Annotated in this window: 21 protein-coding genes; 11 read left to right on the top strand and 10 right to left on the bottom strand. The window is 37.6% G+C overall.

Annotation, left to right across the window (positions count from 1 at the left end; all coding sequences use genetic code 11):
- The first annotated feature begins 247 nt into the window (after window positions 1-247).
- Window positions 248-766, top strand: a complete 519-nt coding sequence (locus NYR30_RS02100) for a gluconokinase (RefSeq protein ID WP_066107157.1) — start codon at window positions 248-250, stop codon at window positions 764-766.
- A gap of 14 nt (window positions 767-780) precedes the next feature.
- Entirely contained in the window at window positions 781-2,580 is a 1,800-nt protein-coding gene (gene edd / locus NYR30_RS02105) for a phosphogluconate dehydratase (protein WP_066112656.1), read from the top strand.
- Window positions 2,581-2,690: 110 nt separating this feature from the next.
- On the opposite strand, the gene rnb is transcribed toward edd, so the two are convergent.
- From rnb to NYR30_RS02145, 8 genes are all read right to left on the bottom strand, one after another.
- The gene (gene rnb / locus NYR30_RS02110; protein ID WP_066112658.1) at window positions 2,691-4,676 is read right to left on the bottom strand and encodes an exoribonuclease II; all 1,986 of its coding nucleotides are present in this window, start codon (window positions 4,674-4,676) and stop codon (window positions 2,691-2,693) included.
- 64 nt (window positions 4,677-4,740) lie between these two features.
- Window positions 4,741-5,529: an enoyl-ACP reductase FabI gene (gene fabI, locus NYR30_RS02115; RefSeq protein WP_066107164.1), complete on the bottom strand. Its 789-nt coding sequence runs from the start codon at window positions 5,527-5,529 to the stop codon at window positions 4,741-4,743.
- An 87-nt stretch (window positions 5,530-5,616) separates the two neighbouring features.
- Window positions 5,617-5,964 (bottom strand): type II toxin-antitoxin system PemK/MazF family toxin, encoded by a 348-nt coding sequence (locus NYR30_RS02120; protein WP_066112659.1) that lies wholly within the window; start codon window positions 5,962-5,964, stop codon window positions 5,617-5,619.
- Window positions 5,964-6,227, bottom strand: coding sequence for an AbrB/MazE/SpoVT family DNA-binding domain-containing protein (locus tag NYR30_RS02125; protein ID WP_066107170.1), 264 nt, complete (start codon window positions 6,225-6,227; stop codon window positions 5,964-5,966). The genes NYR30_RS02120 and NYR30_RS02125 overlap by 1 nt, the downstream gene beginning before the upstream one ends.
- A gap of 152 nt (window positions 6,228-6,379) precedes the next feature.
- Window positions 6,380-7,192: a 4-hydroxy-tetrahydrodipicolinate reductase gene (gene dapB / locus NYR30_RS02130; protein WP_302501773.1), complete on the bottom strand. Its 813-nt coding sequence runs from the start codon at window positions 7,190-7,192 to the stop codon at window positions 6,380-6,382.
- A gap of 12 nt (window positions 7,193-7,204) precedes the next feature.
- The gene (gene rlmM / locus NYR30_RS02135) at window positions 7,205-8,296 is read right to left on the bottom strand and encodes a 23S rRNA (cytidine(2498)-2'-O)-methyltransferase RlmM (protein ID WP_066112662.1); all 1,092 of its coding nucleotides are present in this window, start codon (window positions 8,294-8,296) and stop codon (window positions 7,205-7,207) included.
- A 10-nt stretch (window positions 8,297-8,306) separates the two neighbouring features.
- Window positions 8,307-8,720, bottom strand: coding sequence for a DUF423 domain-containing protein (locus NYR30_RS02140; protein WP_231923825.1), 414 nt, complete (start codon window positions 8,718-8,720; stop codon window positions 8,307-8,309).
- Between the two features lie 13 nt (window positions 8,721-8,733).
- Complete coding sequence (locus NYR30_RS02145) at window positions 8,734-9,609, bottom strand: transcriptional regulator GcvA (protein ID WP_066112665.1); 876 nt, start codon at window positions 9,607-9,609, stop codon at window positions 8,734-8,736.
- Window positions 9,610-10,186: 577 nt separating this feature from the next.
- Between NYR30_RS02145 and argG the strand changes: the two genes are divergently transcribed.
- From argG to NYR30_RS02170, 5 genes are all read left to right on the top strand, one after another.
- The gene (gene argG, locus NYR30_RS02150; RefSeq protein ID WP_066107180.1) at window positions 10,187-11,518 is read left to right on the top strand and encodes an argininosuccinate synthase; all 1,332 of its coding nucleotides are present in this window, start codon (window positions 10,187-10,189) and stop codon (window positions 11,516-11,518) included.
- Between the two features lie 180 nt (window positions 11,519-11,698).
- Window positions 11,699-13,147, top strand: a complete 1,449-nt coding sequence (gene dnaB, locus NYR30_RS02155; RefSeq protein WP_066107183.1) for a replicative DNA helicase — start codon at window positions 11,699-11,701, stop codon at window positions 13,145-13,147.
- Window positions 13,148-13,164: 17 nt separating this feature from the next.
- On the top strand, window positions 13,165-14,238 hold the full coding sequence (gene alr, locus NYR30_RS02160; protein WP_066421501.1) for an alanine racemase: 1,074 nt from the start codon (window positions 13,165-13,167) through the stop codon (window positions 14,236-14,238).
- A gap of 23 nt (window positions 14,239-14,261) precedes the next feature.
- Window positions 14,262-15,908 carry a glucose-6-phosphate isomerase gene (pgi, locus tag NYR30_RS02165; protein WP_066421497.1) on the top strand — a complete coding sequence of 549 codons (1,647 nt, stop codon included), beginning with the start codon at window positions 14,262-14,264 and terminating at the stop codon, window positions 15,906-15,908.
- Window positions 15,909-16,056: 148 nt separating this feature from the next.
- The gene (locus tag NYR30_RS02170; RefSeq protein ID WP_302501778.1) at window positions 16,057-17,376 is read left to right on the top strand and encodes a Fic family protein; all 1,320 of its coding nucleotides are present in this window, start codon (window positions 16,057-16,059) and stop codon (window positions 17,374-17,376) included.
- Here NYR30_RS02170 and priC read toward each other — a convergent pair whose 3' ends face one another.
- Window positions 17,377-17,949: a primosomal replication protein PriC gene (priC, locus tag NYR30_RS02175; RefSeq protein WP_066107192.1), complete on the bottom strand. Its 573-nt coding sequence runs from the start codon at window positions 17,947-17,949 to the stop codon at window positions 17,377-17,379.
- Between the two features lie 81 nt (window positions 17,950-18,030).
- Window positions 18,031-19,758: an arginine--tRNA ligase gene (argS, locus tag NYR30_RS02180; RefSeq protein WP_302501779.1), complete on the bottom strand. Its 1,728-nt coding sequence runs from the start codon at window positions 19,756-19,758 to the stop codon at window positions 18,031-18,033.
- Between the two features lie 98 nt (window positions 19,759-19,856).
- Here argS and NYR30_RS02185 point away from each other — a divergent pair, with 98 nt between their 5' ends.
- The 4 genes from NYR30_RS02185 to ndk all read left to right on the top strand — a co-directional run bounded on the left by NYR30_RS02185 (window position 19,857) and on the right by ndk (window position 22,740).
- Window positions 19,857-20,432, top strand: a complete 576-nt coding sequence (locus tag NYR30_RS02185; protein WP_082966139.1) for a VOC family protein — start codon at window positions 19,857-19,859, stop codon at window positions 20,430-20,432.
- An 18-nt stretch (window positions 20,433-20,450) separates the two neighbouring features.
- The gene (locus NYR30_RS02190) at window positions 20,451-20,921 is read left to right on the top strand and encodes an outer membrane lipoprotein (RefSeq protein WP_066107201.1); all 471 of its coding nucleotides are present in this window, start codon (window positions 20,451-20,453) and stop codon (window positions 20,919-20,921) included.
- Window positions 20,922-21,015: 94 nt separating this feature from the next.
- Window positions 21,016-22,308 (top strand): aminopeptidase PepB, encoded by a 1,293-nt coding sequence (gene pepB / locus NYR30_RS02195; protein WP_197495436.1) that lies wholly within the window; start codon window positions 21,016-21,018, stop codon window positions 22,306-22,308.
- Window positions 22,309-22,320: 12 nt separating this feature from the next.
- On the top strand, window positions 22,321-22,740 hold the full coding sequence (ndk, locus tag NYR30_RS02200; protein WP_066421493.1) for a nucleoside-diphosphate kinase: 420 nt from the start codon (window positions 22,321-22,323) through the stop codon (window positions 22,738-22,740).
- The last annotated feature ends 336 nt before the right edge of the window (window positions 22,741-23,076 follow it).

Raw genomic sequence — 23,076 nt, forward strand, 5'->3', positions numbered from 1 at the left:
TTACCGATAACCACAAAAAATAAAAGAGGGAATAGATTAAATTTTTTAAAAGTGAGATCTAGATCATATTATTTTTCCAATTTTAGTATATTTTTTATTCTTTTTGAGTAGTTTTTATTCTGTTTTTTGATTTATTGATTCAGATCACAGAAATTTAATGAAAATTAATTTGTTGATTGATTGTTACCGATAACATTGATAATATGACGCCAATTTCAAGAGCTACAACCATATTATGAGGTGTGTTATGTCAATAGGTAAAAGTTTTATTCTTATGGGAGTATCAAGCACAGGTAAAACTAGTGTTGGTACAGAAATCGTTAAACAATTAGGAATGAAATTGATTGATGGCGATGATCTTCATCCACGCGCTAACATCATCAAAATGCGTGAGGGACAACCATTAAATGATGAAGATCGTGCACCATGGTTAGAACGTATTCGTGATGCGGCGTTTAGCTTAGAACAAAAATCGGAAAAAGGGATCATTATCTGTTCAGCGTTGAAGAAAAAATATCGTGATCAAATTCGTGAAGGTAATAAAGATGTGAAATTCATTTATTTGCAAGGGGATTTTGATTTGGTGTTATCAAGAATGCAAAAACGCAAAGGGCATTATATGAAAGTGGATATGTTAAAAAGCCAATTTGCGACCTTAGAAGAACCGCAAGCAGATGAAACTGATGTGATTCATATTGATATTGATGCACCTTTTGAAACTGTCGTCGCTCGTTGTGTTGCTGCGATTAAACCGTTTTTAGATTAATTAAGTAGGCATTTATGAATCCTGTTATTACTAAAATTACGCAACGCATTGCACAACGTAGCCAAGCAACACGCCAGCGTTATTTGCAACGAATTGAACAACAATTACAGCAAGGTAAAAGCCGAGCGCATTTAAGCTGTGGTAATTTGGCGCATACAGTGGCAACTTGCTGCCCTGCACAGAAAAAAACAATTCTAGATTTTACGACTATCAATGTAGGGATTGTTTCGGCTTATAACGATATGTTAAGTGCTCATGCACCATATCTTGATTATCCAGCTCAAATTAAACAAGTGTTGGCAGATTTAGGACACTCTGCACAGGTGGCGGCGGGTGTTCCTGCGATGTGTGATGGGATTACGCAAGGGCAAGAGGGAATGGATCTTTCACTCTTTTCTCGTGATTTAATTGCACAAGCAACCGTAATTGGCCTTAGTCACAATACGTTTGATGCCACTTTGTTATTAGGAATTTGCGATAAGATTGCGCCGGGACAATTGATGGGGGCATTATCATTTGGGCATTTACCAACGGCGTTTGTGCCATCAGGACCGATGACTACTGGGATTTCTAATAAAGAGAAGGTGGCAATTCGTCAGCAATATGCTGCTGGGAAATTGGGTAAAGACGCATTACAAGAAATGGAAAATGCGGCTTATCACAGTAATGGTACTTGTACTTTCTATGGTACAGCCAACACCAATCAGTTAGTGTTTGAAGCTATGGGATTAATGTTGCCTGGATCGGCGTTTGTTCCGGTGAATAGTCCATTGCGCCCATTATTAACTGAATTAATCAGTAAACAAATGGTAAAAATTAGCAGTAATGGCAGTGATTTCCGTCCACTAGCTAAAGTAGTTGATGAAAAGAGTTTGGTAAATGGCTTGGTGGCGTTATTAGCATCAGGCGGCAGTACTAACCATACGATGCATATGGTAGCAGTAGCACGAGCAGCAGGATTTATTATTAATTGGGATGATTTTGCTGAATTGTCTAATGTTGTTCCATTATTGGCAAAAGTTTATCCGAATGGTCCAGCTGATGTGAATGAGTTTCATCAAGCTGGTGGTGTGCCACTATTATTAAAACGCTTGTCAGAACGTGGTTTATTGCATATGGACGCAACGCCTATTTATGGTTCAATGGAGGATTATTTAACTGTACCAACTTTGGTGGATGGTAAGCTGGTTTATCAACCAGTAGGAGAAAGTGCCGATGAAAATGTTATTGCTAAAGCAGGTTGCGAGTTTAGTGCACAAGGTGGTCTAAAAGTTGTTGATGGTAATTTAGGACGTGGTGTAGTGAAAATCAGTGCAGTGGCACCGGAACATCGTAAAATCATCGCACCAGCATTAGTTTTTGAAGAGCAAGAAGAGGTTGTTGCTGCTTATAAACAAGGTCAGTTACAACAAAATGCAGTGATTGTGGTGCGCAATAGTGGACCTGCAGCACGTGGGATGCCAGAGTTACACCAATTAATGCCGATTCTTGGTAATTTAATGGAGCAAGGTTTCCAAGTCGCATTAGTAACAGATGGCAGACTTTCAGGTGCATCAGGTAAAGTGCCGTCAATTATTCATGTATCGCCAGAATCTTATCAAGGTGGTCCATTAGCTTATCTGCAATCTGGTGATATGGTGGAAATTGATGCGGAAGCTGGAGTATTGCGTTGTTTAACAGATCTACAAGGCCGTCAAGCGGTTACTGTTGATTTATCCGCAGAATATCAATTATCGGGCAGAGAGTTGTTTACGTTGTTTAGAAAGAATGTTTCTTCCGCAGAACAGGGTGCAACTATCTTTTTCGCTGATTAGTTTGTATTTTATGTAATGTTTAGGTAGTACTAGCTTTTTATTTCTTTAACTAGTGTTGTATTGCTGATAAAAAACCTCTCCAATTTTGAAGAGGTTTTTTGCGTCTAAAACTATTGTTCACTTGCTGGCGTACCAACAATGCTGCGAGTTTCAAGATTTACTTCAATTAACTGGATAGAGAGAATATCAGCAAGTTGATAATGACGCTTACCTTGAATATAGAGAGCAATATCATCACTATTGACTTCAATTTCCTCTTTTTTGTCGTGTAATAACGACATTGGTACAAAAACACTAGCGCCATTTTCGATTAATTGTACTCGTAAACCACCACGCGTAATATCAACAATTTGTGCTTGATAAACAGTTTTTTCAGCAACTTTATCCGCAAGATAGATACAATACAACCAATCAGCAATATCACGTTCGACTAGACGATTTTGTTTTCTCGCTTCTTGTAAACGCACTAACACGTTCTCTTCGACTTGTGGTAAAGGTTGCTGGCTTAAAATTGCTTTAATTACGCGATGATTGACCATATCGCAATATTTACGAATTGGTGAAGTCCAAGTCGCATAAGCGTTTAACCCTAAACCAAAGTGTGGTGCAGCTTCTGCTTTAAACTCGGCAAAAGTTAGATAACGGCGTAAACGAGTTTCCAAATACTCTTGCGGTTGTTGGTCAAGATCGTGCTGCATTTGGCAATAACCAGCTAAAGTTGTTAGCGTTTCTACACTATAACGTTGACTCAATTCAGTTTGATTTTGTTCATTGGCTAAATGATTTAATAAGAATTGGCTTGCTGCCGGTAAGAATTTCTTATCAAAACCACTGTGAGTGTTGAAAATACCGGCTGCTTGATGTGCCGTTAGGAATTGCGCTGCACAAGTGTTGGCAATAATCATACATTCTTCAACAATACGATTGGCAATACGACGATAATCAGCACGAATTTCAGTTATTGCACCATCGTCTGCGAGAATAAAGTTATAGTCAGGGCGATCTTTAAACAAAATCGCATGTTGCTGGCGCCAAGTAATTCTAGCAAGACTGAATTGATGTAATGCTTCGATTTGATCTTTTACCGTATCATTGCTCGGTTGCCACGCATTTGGTAATTGTTCTAAATAATCGGAAACCGCATCATAAGCTAATTTTGCTTTAGAACAGATCCATGCCAACGTAAAAGTTGGTTCAGCAATGACTGCACCTTGTAGATCTGTTTCGATAAAGCAAACTAATGCAGGGCGTTTTTCGCCTTCAACCAATGAGCAGAGATCGTCAGAGAGTTCTCGTGGCAGCATTGGAATATTAAAACCTGGCAAATAGTTGGTAAAACAACGTTGTTTGGCATCTGTTTCAATTTGTGAATCCAATGGAATATAGGCGGTTGGATCGGCTACTGCCACTGCTAGTTTCCATCCAGTTTGCGTTCCCTCTTGCACTATTGGCGTGATAAATAACGCATCGTCCATATCCTCAGTAGTTTCTGAGTCAATCGTTACGAAATCTAATGCGGTAAGATCTTGTCGAATTTCAGTTTCTTCAAACGGATAGGTAGTTAAACCAGCAACGACAGTGCGAGGTTGTTGATGGCGAGCTAAAGTTACCCACCAAGCGGTTTTTGGATCATCTTGATGACAGATAAATTGTGTTACTTGTGCAAAGAAAAAACGATCATCGCGTAATGGATGTGTTTTCAGCTCTGCGACTACCCAATCACCATTCGCTAAAGTTTCAGTGACTTTTTTGTGAACATTAGCTGAAATACTTTGCTTGATATTTGGATGATCGACTAGTAGTTGTAATTTGTTATCTTTATTGAAACGTACTCTAGCGATAAAGCGTGTCAGCATCGGTTCAATTAAGCTGTCAGGTTCGGCTTGCTCTTTATCACCAACTGTTTCAATAACAGCCTTAATTTTGTCGCCATGCATGACTTTTTTCATTGCTTGTGGCGGAATAAAGTAACTTTTCTTTTCGCCTTCTAAAAAGCCATATGCTTTATCGGTTGCTTTTACAACGCCTTCAATATGAGGTTTACTATCGCGAATTTGTTGTTTGAGTTGACTGAGGAGAGGATTATCTTGGAACATACCTTATCCAATTAAAAAACAAAAAAATTCGCTCCGTAGGGACGGAGCGAAACTAAAGCTAATATTATGCGAGGTCTAATTCGCTCATTGCGACAGTACTGAAACCTGCATCAACGTGTACTACTTCACCAGTGATACCTGCGGCAAGATCTGAACATAAGAATGCTGCGGTATTACCAACATCTTCGATGGTAACAGTACGACGAAGTGGTGCGGTATTTTCAAAATGACCTAACATTTTCTTAAAGTTTTTAATGCCTGAAGCGGCTAATGTACGAATTGGGCCAGCGGAAATTGCATTAACACGAATGCCTTCTTTACCCATTGCTGATGCCATATAGCGAGTGTTAGCTTCAAGTGAGGCTTTTGCCAAACCCATTACGTTATAGTTAGGAATAGCGCGTTCTGCACCTAAATAAGAAAGCGTAACTAATGCTGAACCAGGATTAAGATTTGGACGTGCTGCTTTTGCCATTGCCACGAAACTGTATGCACTGATGTCGTGTGCAATGCGGAAACCTTCACGATTTACAGCATTAACATAATCACCATCTAATTGATCACCTGGTGCGAAAGCAATAGCATGAACAAAACCGTCAAATTTATCCCAATGTTTGTGTAATTCAGCAAAACAGTTTTCGATACTTTCATCAGTACCCACATCACATGGAATAACAATTGAAGAACCAAGTTCTTTAGCAAACTCTTCAACACGACCTTTTAATTTGTCATTTTGATAAGTGAAGGCAAGTTCTGCGCCTTCGCGATGCATTGCTTGTGCAATACCGTAAGCGATCGAGCGATTGCTAGCAACGCCAGCGATTAAAATACGTTTATTAGTTAAAAATCCCATAATTTATCCTATTTGAGTTACGGTTAAACGCGCAAATTATAGCAGAAATCGAAAGTGGAACAAATCAGACCGAATATAAACTGGTAGCTAGTCGTGAACAATTGCATCAATAATATCTTGTACTTCATTAGTAATATAATCAGGCGCTTTTTCAATACGTTTGATATTACGTTGGCGGTAATCGACGATTCTGGCTTGGTAAGCAACGACAATACCATTAGTTGTACAACCTGTTCCTGATAGAGGTACAGCAAAACCGTTGTTGCGTGCGGTAAAAGATGCACCTTGTGTAATAGGACAAATTAATGCAAAACCAAGTTTATGAAAATCTTTAGAGCTAATAACTAAAGCAGGACGACTACCTTTAATTTCACCACCTAAAGAAGGATCAAAATCGATTAAGACAATATCTCCACGATCAAAGTTTATTTTCATCACAATTCATCTCCAACTGAAGGCATTGTATCCCAATCACTCAGCACAGGTAGTTCACCTTGTGTTAACGCAATTCTTTCAGCTAGCGTTAGTCTTGTTTGGTTATTTTTTGCTTTGTTTGAGATAATTTCCAATGTAATGGTATTACCATCAATTTGTTTTAACTCTAAAAAATCTCCCATATCTAGGTTTACTTGACTGATAAAATCTTTTGGCAAACGAATAGCTTTACTATTTCCCCATTGTTTGATCTCTAATCTCATCGCACACCTCTTGTATCATTTAATGATACTTTTGATTATGCGGTGAAAATAGTGAGATGGCAATAGGAAATTGAGATGATGTGATAATAAAACCCTCTTCAAACGGTGAAGAGGGTTAAGATGAGAGAATATATAATAGGATGAAAAAGTTCCTATAACGAATTAAGATCTAACACATCTGTCATATCAAAAAGCCCTTTATTATGATGAGCTAACCATTTAGCAGCGCGTACTGCACCATTGGCAAAGGTCATACGGCTAGAGGCTTTATGAGCAATTTCTACACGCTCACCTTCATCAGCAAACCAGACGGTATGTTCACCGACAACATCGCCTGCACGAATAGTAGCAAAACCAATTTGATCTTGTTTGCGTTCACCTGTGATGCCTTCACGAGCATAAACAGCGTGTTGTTTAAGATCTTTCCCCATAGCTTTGGCAATATGTTCACCCATTGATAATGCTGTGCCAGATGGGGCATCAACTTTATGGCGGTGATGTGCCTCGATGATTTCAATATCACAATAATCACCCATTACTTTGGCAGCTTTTTCTAATAATTTGAATACTAAGTTCACACCAACGCTGTAATTGGAAGCGAATACAATCCCGATTTGTTCTGCTGCTTGTTGAATAGCTAATTTACCCTGTTCATCAAAGCCAGTAGTACCAATCACCATCTTTTTATGATGTTGCACGCAAAGTGCTAGATGATCGAGTGTTCCCTCAGGACGAGTAAAATCAATGACAAGATCAAATTGATCAATGCTATTGGCAAGATTATCCGTTACTGTGACACCATTATGTCCAATACCAGCCAGCTCGCCAGCATCGCTGCCAACTAAACTTGAACCAACACGTTCGCAAGCAGCAGTAAGTTTTACCCCTTCCGCTTTACTTACAGCTTGAATTAATTGGCGTCCCATACGTCCGCCTGCGCCAACGACAGCAATTCTTAAAGTCATATTCTTTCCTTATCAGTTTGATTTTATATAGATATGTACAGTAATTTCTTCACGATCATGATAGAGATGCTTCGCTTGGATTTGGTAATCCAGTCCAGCATCAACTAATTTTTCTTCGATCAAAAAGATACATTTTTGTACTTCAAGAAAACGTTTTTTCATCGGTAATTTCAGATTAAAAATCGTTTCTCGACACCAACCATTTACTAACCATTTTGCAATTAATTCAGCAATGCGAATTGGTTGTTCCACCATATCACAAACTAGCCAATCAATTTTGCGTTTTTTCGGTGGTTGGAATTTAAAACCGTCTTCAGGGCAATGTTCTACCCGCCCAGTTTCTTGTAAAGATTCAGCTACTTTGCCATGATCGACAGCATACACAAAAATACCACGACGTACTAATTGATAAGTCCAACCGCCAGGGCAAGCACCTAAATCAACGGCATATTGTTGCTCGGTTAGACGAGCAGCTTCTTCTTTAGCGGTTAAAAATGTTTTTATCGCCTCTTCTAATTTTAAAGTTGAACGGCTAGGTGCTGCCGCAGGAAAACGCAAGCGTTTAATCCCCATAAAATCTGGTGAGTGGTTATCGTTATAAGAATAACCAATATAGCAACGATCAGAATGAGTAAAAAAGAGGTGCAAAGTAAAAGGTTTGGCAGAACTTTTTTTGCCTGTTAGATAACCCGCTTGTTTTAGCTGTTGACGTAGCGGTACCGTAAATTTACGGCAAAATGGTAATAACTCTTTTGCTTGATTGGTATCAGCTGTTTCAACCCATACTTCAGTCATTGCATTAAGATCAAGTTGGCTATGAGTCAACAGATCCATAATGGGGGAAATACGATCTGCGGTAGAGGCAAAAGTTAATGCAGGAAACGCAGCAAACCATTGCCGACAAAAGATCAAAGAGTTAAAACGGATATGTTCAATTAATAGTTGTATATCAGAGGTATTGCTACACTCAAAAATGACAAAAGCACTATTTAGTTCGGTACGTGCAAAACCATAGACACCTAAATTGATCGCTTTATCATTGATTTCTGCTGCCATCTCTTTTTCAAAGCCAGCACGACAATATAAGATTAATTGATTTGTCATCATAACCCTCTTATTTCTCTGTTGAGGTGTGAACACAGCGATAACGAATCCCAAGATAGCAGAGATTTCCCCAACCTAATAAAAAGAAGACACCGCCAATGGGGGTGAGATGCGCTAAGCTATGATTTCCAGTGATGGCTAGACAGTATAGGCTAAAACAAAATAATACAATACCGACGATCCAACAATAACCACTGATAGCCGCTTTTTTACGCCAATTGGCATCGATTTGTGTAAGCTGTAATAGAATAGTCATAAAATAGAGCGCTAAAGTATGAAAGACTTGATAACGCCAGCCAGTTTCTAACCAGTTAATCGCCTCGGCTGAAAGCTGTTTAGTAAGTACATGGGAAGCGAAGGCGCCAAAAGCGACACAGAAAAAACCGCTAATAGCAGTCAAAATCAAAAAACGTTTAAACATCATTATTGTTATTTCCTTAGATTAATGAAATTAACCAATCACGAAAGGCTTTGATCTTTTGATCATTTTCACGATCAGAATGATAAACCACATAAAAGGATTTTGGATCTTTGAGTTGTAAATTTAACACTTCTTGGAGATTTCCTTGTGTGATCTCTTTCTGTGCTAACAATTCATTAGCTAATACAATGCCTTGTCCATGAATAGCCGCTTGTAACGCCATAAAAGTGTGGCTGAATACAGGATTGTGTTGCAAATCAATACCATCTAGCTGTAAAGCATTTAATGCTCGTTGCCAATTATCACGATTATGGACGTGTAATAGCGTGTGCTGACGCAAATCGTCAGGCTGTAAAATAGGTTGTCGTTGTAATAAACTCGGTGCAGCTAAAATTAATAAGCGAGCTTCTTTTAAGCGTTCAACGGTAAGCCCTTGCCAATCACCTTTACCATAATAAACAGCAATATCAACTTCTCGAGTCAATAAGCCTTCATCGTGATCAACACCATTGATACGCACATCAATATCGGGATAAAGACGATTAAACTCACTTAATTGTGGTACTAACCATTGCATACCGAAAGTTTGCGGGATATTCATTGATAAAACACTTTGCCCTTTATTTTTAGTTAATTTTTCGGTGGCATCCATTAGTTTTTTTAATATATTGTGTACATCAAAAAAATAAATTTTTCCTGCCTCAGTGAGTTCAAGTGTACGATTTTTGCGCAAAAAAAGTTCTATTCCTAAAAAATCTTCTAAAATTTTTATTTGATGACTGACCGCTGCTTGAGTGACAAATAACTCTTCTGCAGCTTTTGTGAAACTTAAATGTCTGGCAGCTGAATCGAAAGCTTTCAGAGCATTTAAGGGAGGCAAACGTTTAACCATAATTTAATATCCAGTGTAAAAACTTGCTGTTAGCATTTATTTCTTTTGTTATTAGTTTTTTTTATGCGATAGATAAAAAAAAATTGTTTGTTTCTTCACAAGCAGCTCCCTAGAATGGGCGCATACTTAATGATTGGTCATTCTTTACTAGTTAATGAGTTTCAGATTCTTAAGTATGATGTTGTGTTTGCATATTAGTCTAGACTTTCTAGACTGAGTAACTGAGAAGTTACTCATTTCACTTCCTGTATATTTTTATAAACTGAATTGTTTATCTGCCACCTAACTATTTAGGTGGCATTTTTTTTCGCTGAATTCTAGCATAGCTATTACCCTTTCTCTAACGTTATTTTCTACCTGCATTGGTTACTGATGTTTTTTACATCAAGGATTTTTCTTTACACTTAAGTTTGATGTGTTTATTCGTCTTTTTGAATTTTTATGTATTAAAAATGAATTTTTATGCAAATTCTTTATTAAAGAAAGTGGACACCACGTGGATTTTAGGGAATAATACGCACTCGGTAAACGTTCGTTTTATCACAGAATCAAACACATCTCATGAATAGGAATTAATATGTCAACAACAATTCTCGAATCTCTTCCCGTAGGTCAAAAAGTCGGTATTGCCTTTTCTGGCGGTTTAGATACTAGTGCAGCATTACTTTGGATGCGTCAAAAAGGCGCTGTACCTTATGCTTATACAGCTAATTTAGGACAGCCAGATGAAGATGATTACGAAGCTATTCCACGTAAAGCAAAAGAATATGGTGCAGAGAATGCACGTTTAATTGATTGTCGTAGTCAACTTGCTAATGAAGGGATTGCAGCTATTCAATGTGGCGCATTCCATATTAGTACTGGCGGCGTAACTTATTTTAATACTACCCCTCTTGGTCGTGCTGTAACTGGAACTATGCTTGTTACTGCTATGAAAGAGGATGACGTTAATATTTGGGGAGATGGTAGTACTTTCAAAGGTAATGATATTGAACGTTTCTACCGTTATGGGTTATTAACCAATCCAAGATTAAAAATTTATAAACCATGGTTAGACCAACAATTTATTAATGAGCTTGGTGGTCGCCATGAAATGTCAGAATTTTTGATTGCAAATGGCTTTAATTACAAGATGTCAGTAGAAAAAGCGTATTCAACTGACTCTAATATGCTTGGTGCGACTCACGAAGCTAAAGATCTTGAATTCTTAAATAGCGGTATTCGTATTGTTAATCCAATTATGGGTGTAGCATTCTGGAAAGAAGATGTTGCGATTAAAGCGGAAGAAGTGACCGTTCGTTTTGAAGAGGGTATTCCAGTAGCGTTAAACGGTAAGACTTTTGCTAATGCTGTTGATCTATTCTTAGAAGCAAATCGTATTGGCGGACGTCATGGTTTAGGAATGTCAGATCAAATTGAAAACCGTATTATTGAAGCGAAAAGTCGCGGTATTTATGAAGCACCGGGAATGGCGTTATTACATATTGCCTATGAACGTTTAGTAACTGGTATTCATAATGAAGATACGATTGAACAATATCGTATTAATGGCTTACGTTTAGGTCGTTTATTGTATCAAGGCCGTTGGTTTGATCCGCAAGCATTAATGTTAAGAGAAACTGCACAACGTTGGGTAGCTCGTGCAGTAACAGGTGAGGTAACGCTTGAATTACGTCGTGGTAACGATTATTCGATTTTAAATACCGAATCACCAAACTTAACTTATCAACCAGAACGTTTAAGTATGGAAAAAGTGGAAAATGCGCCATTTGATCCAAAAGATCGTATCGGTCAATTAACAATGCGTAATCTTGATATTACTGATACACGCGACAAACTTGGTATTTACACACAAACTGGTTTGTTGCTTAATAATTCAGCTTTCCCACAATTAGGGAAAAAAGAATAATAACTAAAGAAGCATAGCTTTTTTATTGTGAACAAACCGCTAAAGACAGAAAAGGTTTTTAGCGGTTTATTTTTTTATGATTAATGACAGGAAAATGAACGGTTAGCACAACAATAATCCCCCTATCATTAGAATTTTTGCTATACTTTCGTCCCAATCACTGACTAGATGGCAAACTTTATGGCTTGGACTCCAACTCGTACTTCGCAAGCAAAAACAACAGCAACACCAGCAGCAAAATCAAAAGAGATTGAACAGTTTACTCCTCCTCATTCTTTGGAAGCGGAGCAATCAGTATTAGGTGCTTTGTTATTAGATAATGGCTTGTGGGATCGTGTCGTAGAAGCGGTGATTGCACAAGATTTTTATACTTATGCACATCGTGTTATTTTCCAAGAAATTGAGAATTTATTAAGTCATGGCAAACCAGCCGATTTAATTACTTTAGAGCAAGCGTTAAGTAGTAAAGATCTCACTGATTCAGTAGGTGGTTTTTCTTATCTGGTTGAACTTTCACAAAAAACGCCAAACAGCGCTAATGCATTGGCTTATGCGAATATTATTCGTGAAAAAGCAATTTTGCGTGAATTGATTGCAACGAGTAATAGCATTTCTGAAAATTGTTATTCACCAAATGGGCAAGATGTAAAAGATATCTTGGATAATGCAGAGAGTAAAATTTTACAAATTTCTGAACAACGAATGGCGGGAACAGATACAGGGCCGCAAAACATTTCTAAAATTTTATTTGATACCATTACCAAAATTGAAACATTAGCGCAAAATCCAAGCCTAGGCGGGATTACAGGGGTTTCTACGGGATTTACCGATCTTGATAAAAAAACGGCGGGATTACAACCGGGCGACTTGATCATTGTGGCGGCGCGTCCTTCTATGGGAAAAACGACGTTTGCACTGAATCTGTGTGAAAATGCTGCTTTACCAAAAGATCAAGATAAAGCAGTGTTGATTTTTAGCCTTGAAATGCCAGCTGAACAATTAATGACCAGAATGCTTGCTTCACTTTCTCGAGTGGATCAAACCAAATTGCGTACCGGGCAAATTGATTTTGCTAATGACGAAGGGGCAAGATTATCAAGCTGTATTTCGATTTTAAAAGAGAAAAGTAATATCTATATTGATGATACGTCTGGTTTGACCCCAACAGAATTACGTTCAAGAGCAAGACGAATTCATCGAGAAAGTCCAAACGGTTTGGCAATGATAATGGTGGACTACTTGCAATTGATGCGTGTACCAGGTTACGCCGAAAACCGTACTTTGGAAATTGCGGAAATTTCTCGCTCATTAAAAGCATTGGCAAAAGAGTTGAAAGTGCCAGTAATTGCTTTATCACAATTAAATCGTAGCTTAGAACAACGTGCGGATAAGCGCCCAGTAAACTCGGATTTACGTGAGTCGGGAGCAATTGAGCAAGATGCCGATTTGATTATGTTTATCTATCGTGATGAAGTGTATAACCCAAATTCAGAATTTAAAGGAACCGCAGAAATTATTATTGGGAAACAGCGTAATGGCCCAATCGGGAGCGTACGTTTGGCGTTTATGGGCGGATATTCCCGCTTTGATAATTTGCAATATGGTTCAGATTACAATGACAATTATTAATTAACAAAGGCAGTATCATGAAAGCAGCAACGGCAAAGATCAGCTCTCTTGCCCTTAAACATAATATTCAAAAGATAAAATCATTAGCACCAAACAGTAAAATTATTGCCGTCGTAAAAGCGAATGCCTACGGACATGGTGTGGAATTTGTTTCACAAACGGTACAAGAAAATGTGGATTGTTTTGGTGTAGCGCGCTTAGGTGAAGCGCTTCGTTTACGCTCTAATGGAATTACTAAGCCTATCTTATTGTTAGAAGGCTTTTTTTCTGCCGCAGATTTACCTATTTTAGCAGTGAATAATTTGGAAACTGTGGTGCATTGTGCAGAACAATTAGACGCATTACTACAAGCGACGTTACCGAATCCGATCAATGTGTGGATCAAGATTGACACTGGAATGCATCGTTTAGGTATCCAATTAGAAGAAGTCGAAAGCTATTACCAGGCTTTAACACAATCAGCAAATGTTAATCGCATTCGTTTTATTAGCCATTTTAGTCGTGCTGATGAATTAGACTGCGGTTACACCGAAAAACAATTAGGGCGTTTTTTATCTGCTTGTGCGAATAAGGAAGGGGAACGTAGTATTGCTGCTTCAGGCGGAATTTTATTCTGGCCAGAATCACATCTAGAATGGATCCGTCCCGGTATTATTATGTATGGTATTTCAGCGAATAGTACACCAAGTAGTGCGTATGACTTAATTCCAGTAATGACCTTAACCTCATCTTTAATTGCCGTGCGTGAACACAAAAAAGGCGAACCCGTTGGGTATGGTGGTCGCTGGATTAGTGATAAGGACACTAAAATTGGTGTAGTAGCGATTGGTTATGGTGATGGTTATCCACGCGATGTACCAACTGGTACGCCTGTATATGTTAATGGGCGACGTGTGCCAATTGTCGGTAAAGTTTCTATGGATATGCTGACTGTTGATCTTGGTGCAGATGCGCAAGATAAAGTTGGTGATGAAGTTATTTTATGGGGAAAAGAATTACCGATAGAAGAAATAGCAGAAATTATTGGCGTAATCAGTTATGAATTAGTGACTAAACTCACCCCGAGAGTTTTAGTGGAATATATTGATTAATTTTTAATTAAAAGGAAAAAGCGATGAAAAATATTAATCCAACTTCAACAAAAGCGTGGCAAGCATTGTTGCAACATCAACAAGAAGTGAAAGACCTTACCATTCAACAACTGTTTGCACAGGAATCTGATCGTTTCGATCACTATTCACTTAAATTTCATCAAGATATTTTGGTTGATTTTTCCAAGAATCGTTTAAATCAACAAACTTTAGCATTGTTACGCCAATTAGCGGAAGAAACTGCGGTAAGCGAAGCAATTGAAAGTATGTTTACTGGTGAGAAGATTAACCGTACTGAAAATCGTGCGGTATTACATACTGCATTGCGTAATCGTAGCAATAATCCTGTCTATGTTGATGGTAAAGATGTGATGCCTGAAGTCAATGCAGTATTGGCGAAAATGAAAGGTTTCTGTGATCGTGTAATTTCAGGTGAATGGAAGGGTTATACCGGTAAGGCGATTACGGATGTGATTAATATTGGGATCGGTGGTTCTGACTTAGGTCCATATATGGTGACTGAAGCATTACGCCCATATAAAAATCATTTAACCATGCACTTTGTGTCTAATGTTGATGGTACGCATATTGCGGAAACTTTAAAGAAAGTGGATCCAGAAACAACATTAGTTTTAGTGGCATCAAAAACCTTTACCACGCAGGAAACCATGACCAATGCGCATTCTGCTCGTGAATGGTTCTTAGCGAAAGCAAAAGATGAAGCTCATATTGCAAAACACTTTGCAGCATTATCAACAAATGCTAAAGCAGTCGCAGAGTTTGGTATTGATACTGACAATATGTTTGAATTCTGGGATTGGGTTGGCGGACGTTATTCGCTTTGGTCTGCAATCGGTCTTTCTATTGCACTTTCCATTGGTTTTGAAAATTTTGAAGCACTATTAAGCGGTGCTCATGAAATGGATAAACATTTCCGTAATACACCAGAGGAACAAAATATTCCATTAACATTAGCATTAGTGGGATTATGGAATACTAATTTCTTAGGTGCACAAACTGAAGCAATTTTACCTTACGACCAATATATGCACCGTTTTGCAGCGTATTTCCAACAAGGTAATATGGAATCTAACGGTAAATATGTGGATCGTAATGGTAATGTTGTGAACTATCAAACAGGACCAATTATTTGGGGCGAGCCAGGTACAAACGGACAGCACGCGTTTTACCAATTAATTCACCAAGGTACTACTTTGATTCCTTGTGATTTTATTGCTCCAGCGAAAACCCATAATCCATTGGGTGATCACCATAGCAAATTATTATCAAACTTCTTTGCACAAACTGAAGCATTAGCTTTTGGTAAAACAAAAGAAGAAGTGGAAGCGGAATTTGTGAAAGCAGGTAAAAACCTTGCGGATGTGCAACATGTTGTGCCATTTAAGGTGTTTACTGGAAATAAACCAACCAACTCTATTTTATTAAGTGAAATTACACCGTTTACATTAGGTGCGTTAATTGCGATGTATGAACATAAAATTTTCGTACAAGGCGTGATTTTCAATATCTTCACTTTCGATCAATGGGGTGTGGAATTAGGTAAACAACTTGCAAACCGTATCCTACCTGAGTTAGTTGGTGATGAAAAAGTCTCATCTCACGACAGTTCAACCAATGGCTTGATTAATCAATTCAAAGCATGGCGTTAATTATCAGCTAAACAGTATTGCAATTAACAGTAAAAAAGTATGGTGAGCAATTGCCATACTTTTCTTTTTGTCTAACAAAAAGAATTAGACACATTTAAAAAAAAGTGCTTAACTAACTCAATTTTAAAAAATTGAGTTTGGTGTAACTATGAAAATTTCTAAGCCGAAACCATTTGCTGAATTAGTGCAATCTATTAAACCAGAACAGTGGCAGCTAATCGGAAAATATAAGGCAATCGATGAACAAGGACGTTATTTGCATTGGGATAAATTTAAATATGTTTATCCTAAAAATACTGAAGCGGCTTGGTTAGCGACAAAAATTAATCGTTCTTCTTTATTAACAGAGCTCAAAATCGCTGATATTTCTTTCTTTTATGCTGTACCAACTTCCCTCCAAGCATTACTACATTTTATTGATAAGATGAGTAGTGGGAATGTAGGCACAAATAATTTTGAAGGATTAAGTAGTACGGAACAGCAGCGTTTTTTATTAAAATCGTTAATCATGGAGGAAGCAATTACTTCTGCTCAATTAGAAGGTGCTGCGACAACAAGAAAAGTGGCAAAAGAGATGTTGGAGAGTGAACGGAAGCCTAAGACGCAAGATGAAATAATGATTTTCAATAATTATTATTTGATGAAGGAAGCGATAAAACTAAAAAATGAACCGCTTTCACTGGAAATGATTTTAAAATTACATCGTATAGCAACCAATGACGCAATTGAAAATAATGCTGTATCAGGTGCATTTAGACAAGATAATCAAATTTGTATTGTTGATTACGGTGGAGATATTATTCATCAACCACCTGAATATGAGAAATTACCTGAGTTAATGCAGTCTTTTTGTGATTTTGTGAATACTAATCACAATGATAAAGAGGCAAATTTTATTCATCCAGTGATCAAAGCGATTATTCTGCATTTTCTAATTGGCTATATTCATCCATTTGGTGATGGTAATGGCAGGACCGCAAGAGCGTTATTTTATTGGTTTATGCTAAAAAATGGTTATTGGTTGTTTGAGTATATTTCTATTAGCCGCCTGTTGAAAGAAGCGCCAGCTAAATATGCGAAGGCATATCTTTATACTGAAACGGATGATTTAGATATAACCTATTTTTTGTATTATCAAGCAGAAATTGTAAAACGCGCTATTCTAGACTTAGAAAAGTATATCAGTGATAAACAGAATGAGTTTAAAGCCTTTAGTGCAGCAATTGTCTCTTATACCAGGAAAGTAACCCTCAATAGTCGTCAGATTCAAATCTTACAAAAGGCGGCAAAAGATATTGGTGCAATTTTTACAGCCAAAGAAATCAGTAATCAATATGGTATTGCTGAAAACACAGCTAGAAAAGACCTTAATCATTTATATCAATTAAATTTGTTCGGTCAAATTCGAAACGGTAATGCGATCTCTTATATTGCCCCAAATGATCTATTGGAACGCCTAAAACAGTAACTAAGATGAAGTAGTAGTAGCTTTAAATGCCAAATACTCTTCTAATTGTTCAATGGCAGCTAAGCAACGTGCACGACGTTGTTGATATTGTTCAATTTGTTGTTGCAATTGTTGTTTGCTCTGCCAATCATTCGTTTGTTGTTGTAGTTTTTCCAAATTGGCTAAATAATCGTTAAATCGGGTGAGATATTCATAATATTTATGAATGCGTTGTTCTGGTGGTAACTGGAAAACGGCATTTTTATCATGCTGTGTAGAGGTATGCCTCGATGCTGTTGTTATTGGCGATACCGCTAATTCAGGCAAATGTTGCTGATTGACTGCATCAAACAATACTCGAAACTGAGCAGTAATTTTTTCTGCAAGATAATTAACGACTTGAGGGTTATCTAATTGCGTCAATTTTTGGATATTTTGTTTGATTTCATCAAGATAAAAACGCAATGGTTGAAAGGATTCCAGAAAAATAGTTTGATCAAAAGCGATGGTGAGAATCTGACTATCATCATAAGCGGAAAAATAATCAAGCTGTTGTAATAGTTGCTCTACCAATTGTGCTTGTGAAATCGTCATTGTTTTTCCTTGATGAATCAATAATAAAAATGGGCAAACTCAGCTGAATTTGCCCATTATAGTTATCTTAACGTGTTGATACTACATTTTCTCAACGGTTTTAATTCCTAAGAGATCTAAGCCCTGTTTTAAAATACGTGCAGTAAGAGCGGCAAGTTTTAAGCGGCTTTGTTTTACCTCATCTGCTTGATTTAGAATTGGACAATGTTCATAGAAAGAAGAGAATGCTCCAGCTAAGTCATAAAGATAAGCACAAAGAATATGTGGTGTACCGTCACGTGCTACGGTATTTACTGCTTCTTCAAATTTTAACAAGGTTAAGGCCAGTTGACGCTCTTTCTCATCATTAATCTGAATTGCACCTGATAGTGCATTAGGATCAATACCGCTATTTGCAAAGATCGAACGAATACGAGTATAAGCATATTGGATATAAGGAGCAGTATTGCCTTCAAAGGTCAGCATATTATCCCAATCGAATACATAATCAGTAGTACGATTTTTTGATAAATCAGCATATTTGACCGCACCGATGCCCACAACTTCAGCCACTTGTTGTTGTTCTTCCGCAGTAAGATGCGTTGATTTTTGACTAATCAACGCTTGAGCACGTTCAATCGCTTCATCTAATAAATCAGCTAATTTTACTGTACCGCCAGTACGAGTTTTGAATGGTTTATTGTCTTTACCGAGCATCATTCCGAAATTGAAATGATCCCATGATACGCTTTCAGGAACATAACCTGCTTTACGCACAATCAACCACACTTGTTGTAAATGTTGGCTTTGACGGCTGTCAGTAAAATACAGAATACGATTAGCGTGTAATGTTTCATAACGATATTTCGCACACGCGATATCAGTGGTTGCGTATAGGTAACCGCCATCTTTTTTCTGGATAATTACGCCAAGCGGATCGCCTTCTTTATTTTTAAATTCATCTAAGAAAACAACGATAGCACCATCGTCTTCGACGGCTAAACCTTTAGCTTTTAAATCTGCAACAATTTCAGGCAACATTGGATTATAAAGGCTTTCACCCATTACATCTTTATCCGTTAAGGTTACATTAAGACGATCATAATTGCGTTGATTTTGTTGCATCGTAATATCAACTAATTTACGCCACATAGTACGGCAATACTCGTCACCGCCTTGTAGTTTTACAACATAGCCACGTGCTTTTTCGGCAAAGGCTTCATCTTCATCATAATGTTTTTTCGCTTCACGATAGAACGCCTCTAAATCACTTAATTCCATATCAGAAGCTTGCTCATTTTGCATTTTTTCTAAATAAGCAATTAACATACCGAATTGCGTACCCCAATCACCAACGTGATTTGCGCGAATTACTTTGTGTCCAATAAATTCTAAGGTACGAACAACAGCATCACCGATAATCGTTGAACGTAGATGACCAACGTGCATTTCTTTTGCAACATTTGGTGCAGAGTAGTCAGCAACAATGGTTTGCGGTTGAATGCTAGAGAATAAGAATTTTTCATCAGCTAACATCAGATCGCTTTGTGCAGCCAACCAAGTTGGATTTAAGAAAATATTGATAAATCCTGGACCAGCAATTTCCACTTTTTCAATCATTTCACCAAGTTCGAGTTTCGCAACGACTTGTTGTGCGAGATCACGTGGTGGTAAACCTAACTTTTTCGCAGCAGCCATAATGCCGTTCGCTTGATAATCACCAAACTGCGCTTTTGTTGATGGGCGAATTAAGGCTTCGCTTTGCTGATCGGCGCCCGCTGCGATCATTGCGTGTTTTATTTTTTCGGATAGAATGGTTTGAATATTCACGAATGTATGCCTTTTGAATTGAACTAACAAATTTAAACCCGTAATGATACTAGGGTTTCCTCATTCAGAAAAGTAGTAAACAATGAAATAAAGTGGTTATGACAAATTTAAAACTTTTTCAGCAATATCCTGCCTTATTACAACAACTAGCAGAAATTGAAGATCTATTTAAACAAATTATTGCAACAGCTAAATTAGCACCTGCTGTTATTGATCATGTTGCATTACGTGTAAATGATTTGACATTAGCGCAACAATGGCGTTCCTGTTTAGCCGCAGATGCGACATTATTAAGTGATAATGAAATTAATGGCAGACCTATCTATTTATATGAGTTAAAGCAGCCATTGACAGTGTTGGGACAAACAGTTGCTGTAGTTGAATTACCGTTTCCAACAGAGAAACAATATCCGCAACAAGGGTGGGAACATATTGAAATGATAGTTCCTTTTGCAGCGGAGGAAACGGTAGATGAATGGTTTGTGCGTATTGAAACACAATTAAAAATTGCAAGTGATAGAATTATTTTGAAAAAAAGCTGTCATAAAGCGGTCGGAGAAGGTTTACCAAATCCAGCAGTTGCCATAAAATTGCTGGACAAACGTAATTTTGCAACAATTAAATTACATCCTTACGCAATTAAGCGGATAGTGATGTCAGAACAACAACTCTAAAAAATTAAGGAGATAAAAATGAAAAAAGCAGTATTAGTAGCAAGTTTATTAGCGAGTGTTACGCTAGTTGGCTGTTCGAACTCTGATTTATATAGTGGTAGTGTGTATTCAGGTGGTCAAGCAAAAGAAGCACGTGCAGTAACATATGGACGTATTGTTTCTGTTCGTCCAGTCACCATTCAAGGTGAAAGCACTTCCAATGGTGCTATTGGTACTCTTGGTGGTGGAGCGTTAGGAGGTGTGTTAGGTTCAACTATTGGTGGTGGTCGTGGACAAGCTGTAGCCACAGTTATTGGAGCTGTTGCAGGGGCAGTTGTTGGTAATAAGGTTGAGCAAAAAGTTGATCAAACCTCAGGTGTAGAATTAGTGATCCAAAAAGAAGATGGAGAGCGTATTGCCGTAGTACAAAAAGCAGATCCAAGTTTTGTGCCTGGAGCTAGAGTACAACTTGTAGGTAGTGGCGGTTCATTAAACGTTTCTGTACTTTAACTTTATATAAGCGAATTGCAGTGATTTTATAAGTGATTCGCTTTTTTCTTTTTTATCTTTTTCCTTTTTTATTAAGGTAATCAATATTATGACAATGAAAATTCAGCTTTCTTCTCAGCCAGCATCTGCGGTCTGGGGTGAGAAAGCATTACTTTCTTTCCAAAACGATCAAACTACAATCCATATTACCGAAAAACGTACATTAAATGACATTCAAAAAGCAGCCAGAAAATTACGTAATCAAGGTATTGATGATGTTGAATTGATTGGTGATGAATGGGGTTTAGAGCAGTCTTGGGCATTTTATCAAGGGTTTTATACTGCGAAACAAAATTTTGCGATTGAATTTACTTCATTGGAAGAAGATGATGAAGCGGAGCTTTATGAGCGTATTCGTTGTGGTGATTTTATTCGTGAGATCATTAATTTACCGTCAGAAGTGATTACACCGACAGAATTAGCAAGTCGTGCTGCTACTTTTATCAGTGAGCAAGCAGAAAACTATGTCGGACAAGGCGCAGTAAGCTATCACATTATTAGTCGTGAAGAATTAAAAGAACGTGGTTACAACGGTATTTGGGAAGTCGGTAAAGGTTCGCATAACTCGCCGGCGATGTTGCAATTGGATTTTAATCCAACCGGTAATCCTGATGAACCAGTGTTTGCTTGCTTAGTCGGAAAAGGCATTACCTTTGATTCTGGTGGTTACAGTATTAAACCAAGCAATAGTATGGATTCTATGCGTTCAGATATGGGCGGAGCAGCATTATTAACAGGAGTTTTAGGTTTTGCGATTGCACGCGGTTTAACGAAACGAGTAAAACTTTATCTTTGCTGTGCAGAAAACCTTGTTAGTAGTAAAGCCTTTAAACTTGGCGATATTATTAAATATCGTAATGAGGTGAGTGTTGAAGTATTGAATACGGATGCTGAAGGGCGTTTAGTGTTAGCAGATGGTTTAATTGATGCTTCTGCTCAGAATGCGCGTATGATTATTGATTGCGCAACGTTAACTGGTGCGGCAAAAGTAGCAGTAGGAAATGACTACCATTCTGTATTATCGATGGATGATCAATTAGTAACAGCACTATTTGCAGCGGCGAAAGAAGAAAATGAGCCTTTCTGGCGTTTGCCATTTGAAGAATTTCATCGTGAACAAATTAGTTCCTCTTTTGCTGATATTGCCAATACTGCGAGCGTTAATACACCAGCAGGAGCTAGCACAGCAGCGGCATTCTTGTCTTATTTTGTAGAAAATTATCAACAAAATTGGTTGCATATTGACTGTTCAGCGACATTCCGTAAAGCCGGTTCTCCAATGTGGGCTGTTGGTGCAACAGGTATTGGTATGAAAACTTTAGCAAATTTATTACTTTCAGTAGCATAAAGAGGGCAAACAATGGCATTAGAACGTACTTTATCCATTATTAAACCAGATGTCGTTGATCGACAAATGATTGGCACGATTATTTCTCGTTTAGAACAAGCGAAATTTAATATTGTGGCGATGAAAATGGTGAAATTGACCGTAGAACAGGCAGCGGGTTTTTATGCGGAACATCAAGGTAAACCATTTTTTGAGAAACTAGTCAATTTTATGACATCAACACCAGTAGTGGTTTTAGTGTTAGAAAAGGAAAATGCCATTTTTGATTACCGCGCTTTAATGGGAAAAACGAATCCTGCAGAAGCGCAAATTGGTACACTGCGTCACGATTTTGCGTTAGATGGTAGTAGAAATAGTGTGCATGGCTCTGATTCTATCGAATCTGCACAACGAGAAATTGCCTACTTTTTTGCGGAAAGTGAAATATTCTAATTAAAAATCTTTTGATCATTTCATTGATAACTGCCCTCTAATTACATAGGGCAGTTACTTGTCTATAACACTTAACACATAATCAGTTATAACTTACTTATTTAAATCTCATATTTAGTATTTCTGTTTTTAATTCACACATTATAAGAAATCGTTATAATACGCACTGATTTAAATTGAGGTGAATTCCGATGAAAATAAATAATAAATCTGATTTAGTATTTTCTTTTGTAATCTTGGTTCTTTATAGTGCGGTGTTATTGGCGAGTGAAGTTTTATATCGTTATGTTTTTGCGATTCCACCAATTAACCGCTATCTAGAAAGCTATTTAATTC

Origin of the sequence: Gallibacterium salpingitidis (genome assembly GCF_030517105.1) — a bacterium.
GTDB lineage: Bacteria > Pseudomonadota > Gammaproteobacteria > Enterobacterales > Pasteurellaceae > Gallibacterium > Gallibacterium salpingitidis.

Coding starts and splice junctions, on each gene's coding strand:
- NYR30_RS02140 (WP_231923825.1), bottom strand. CDS start 8,720: ATGATGTTTAAACGTTTTTTGATTTTGACTGCTATTAGCGGTTTTTTC.
- edd (WP_066112656.1), top strand. CDS start 781: ATGAATCCTGTTATTACTAAAATTACGCAACGCATTGCACAACGTAGC.
- pepB (WP_197495436.1), top strand. CDS start 21,016: ATGAAAATTCAGCTTTCTTCTCAGCCAGCATCTGCGGTCTGGGGTGAG.
- argG (WP_066107180.1), top strand. CDS start 10,187: ATGTCAACAACAATTCTCGAATCTCTTCCCGTAGGTCAAAAAGTCGGT.
- alr (WP_066421501.1), top strand. CDS start 13,165: ATGAAAGCAGCAACGGCAAAGATCAGCTCTCTTGCCCTTAAACATAAT.
- NYR30_RS02125 (WP_066107170.1), bottom strand. CDS start 6,227: ATGAGATTAGAGATCAAACAATGGGGAAATAGTAAAGCTATTCGTTTG.
- fabI (WP_066107164.1), bottom strand. CDS start 5,529: ATGGGATTTTTAACTAATAAACGTATTTTAATCGCTGGCGTTGCTAGC.
- dapB (WP_302501773.1), bottom strand. CDS start 7,192: ATGACTTTAAGAATTGCTGTCGTTGGCGCAGGCGGACGTATGGGACGC.
- NYR30_RS02145 (WP_066112665.1), bottom strand. CDS start 9,609: ATGGTTAAACGTTTGCCTCCCTTAAATGCTCTGAAAGCTTTCGATTCA.
- NYR30_RS02190 (WP_066107201.1), top strand. CDS start 20,451: ATGAAAAAAGCAGTATTAGTAGCAAGTTTATTAGCGAGTGTTACGCTA.
- NYR30_RS02170 (WP_302501778.1), top strand. CDS start 16,057: ATGAAAATTTCTAAGCCGAAACCATTTGCTGAATTAGTGCAATCTATT.
- NYR30_RS02120 (WP_066112659.1), bottom strand. CDS start 5,964: ATGAAAATAAACTTTGATCGTGGAGATATTGTCTTAATCGATTTTGAT.
- NYR30_RS02100 (WP_066107157.1), top strand. CDS start 248: ATGTCAATAGGTAAAAGTTTTATTCTTATGGGAGTATCAAGCACAGGT.
- dnaB (WP_066107183.1), top strand. CDS start 11,699: ATGGCTTGGACTCCAACTCGTACTTCGCAAGCAAAAACAACAGCAACA.
- NYR30_RS02185 (WP_082966139.1), top strand. CDS start 19,857: ATGACAAATTTAAAACTTTTTCAGCAATATCCTGCCTTATTACAACAA.
- rnb (WP_066112658.1), bottom strand. CDS start 4,676: ATGTTCCAAGATAATCCTCTCCTCAGTCAACTCAAACAACAAATTCGC.
- priC (WP_066107192.1), bottom strand. CDS start 17,949: ATGACGATTTCACAAGCACAATTGGTAGAGCAACTATTACAACAGCTT.
- rlmM (WP_066112662.1), bottom strand. CDS start 8,296: ATGACAAATCAATTAATCTTATATTGTCGTGCTGGCTTTGAAAAAGAG.
- pgi (WP_066421497.1), top strand. CDS start 14,262: ATGAAAAATATTAATCCAACTTCAACAAAAGCGTGGCAAGCATTGTTG.
- ndk (WP_066421493.1), top strand. CDS start 22,321: ATGGCATTAGAACGTACTTTATCCATTATTAAACCAGATGTCGTTGAT.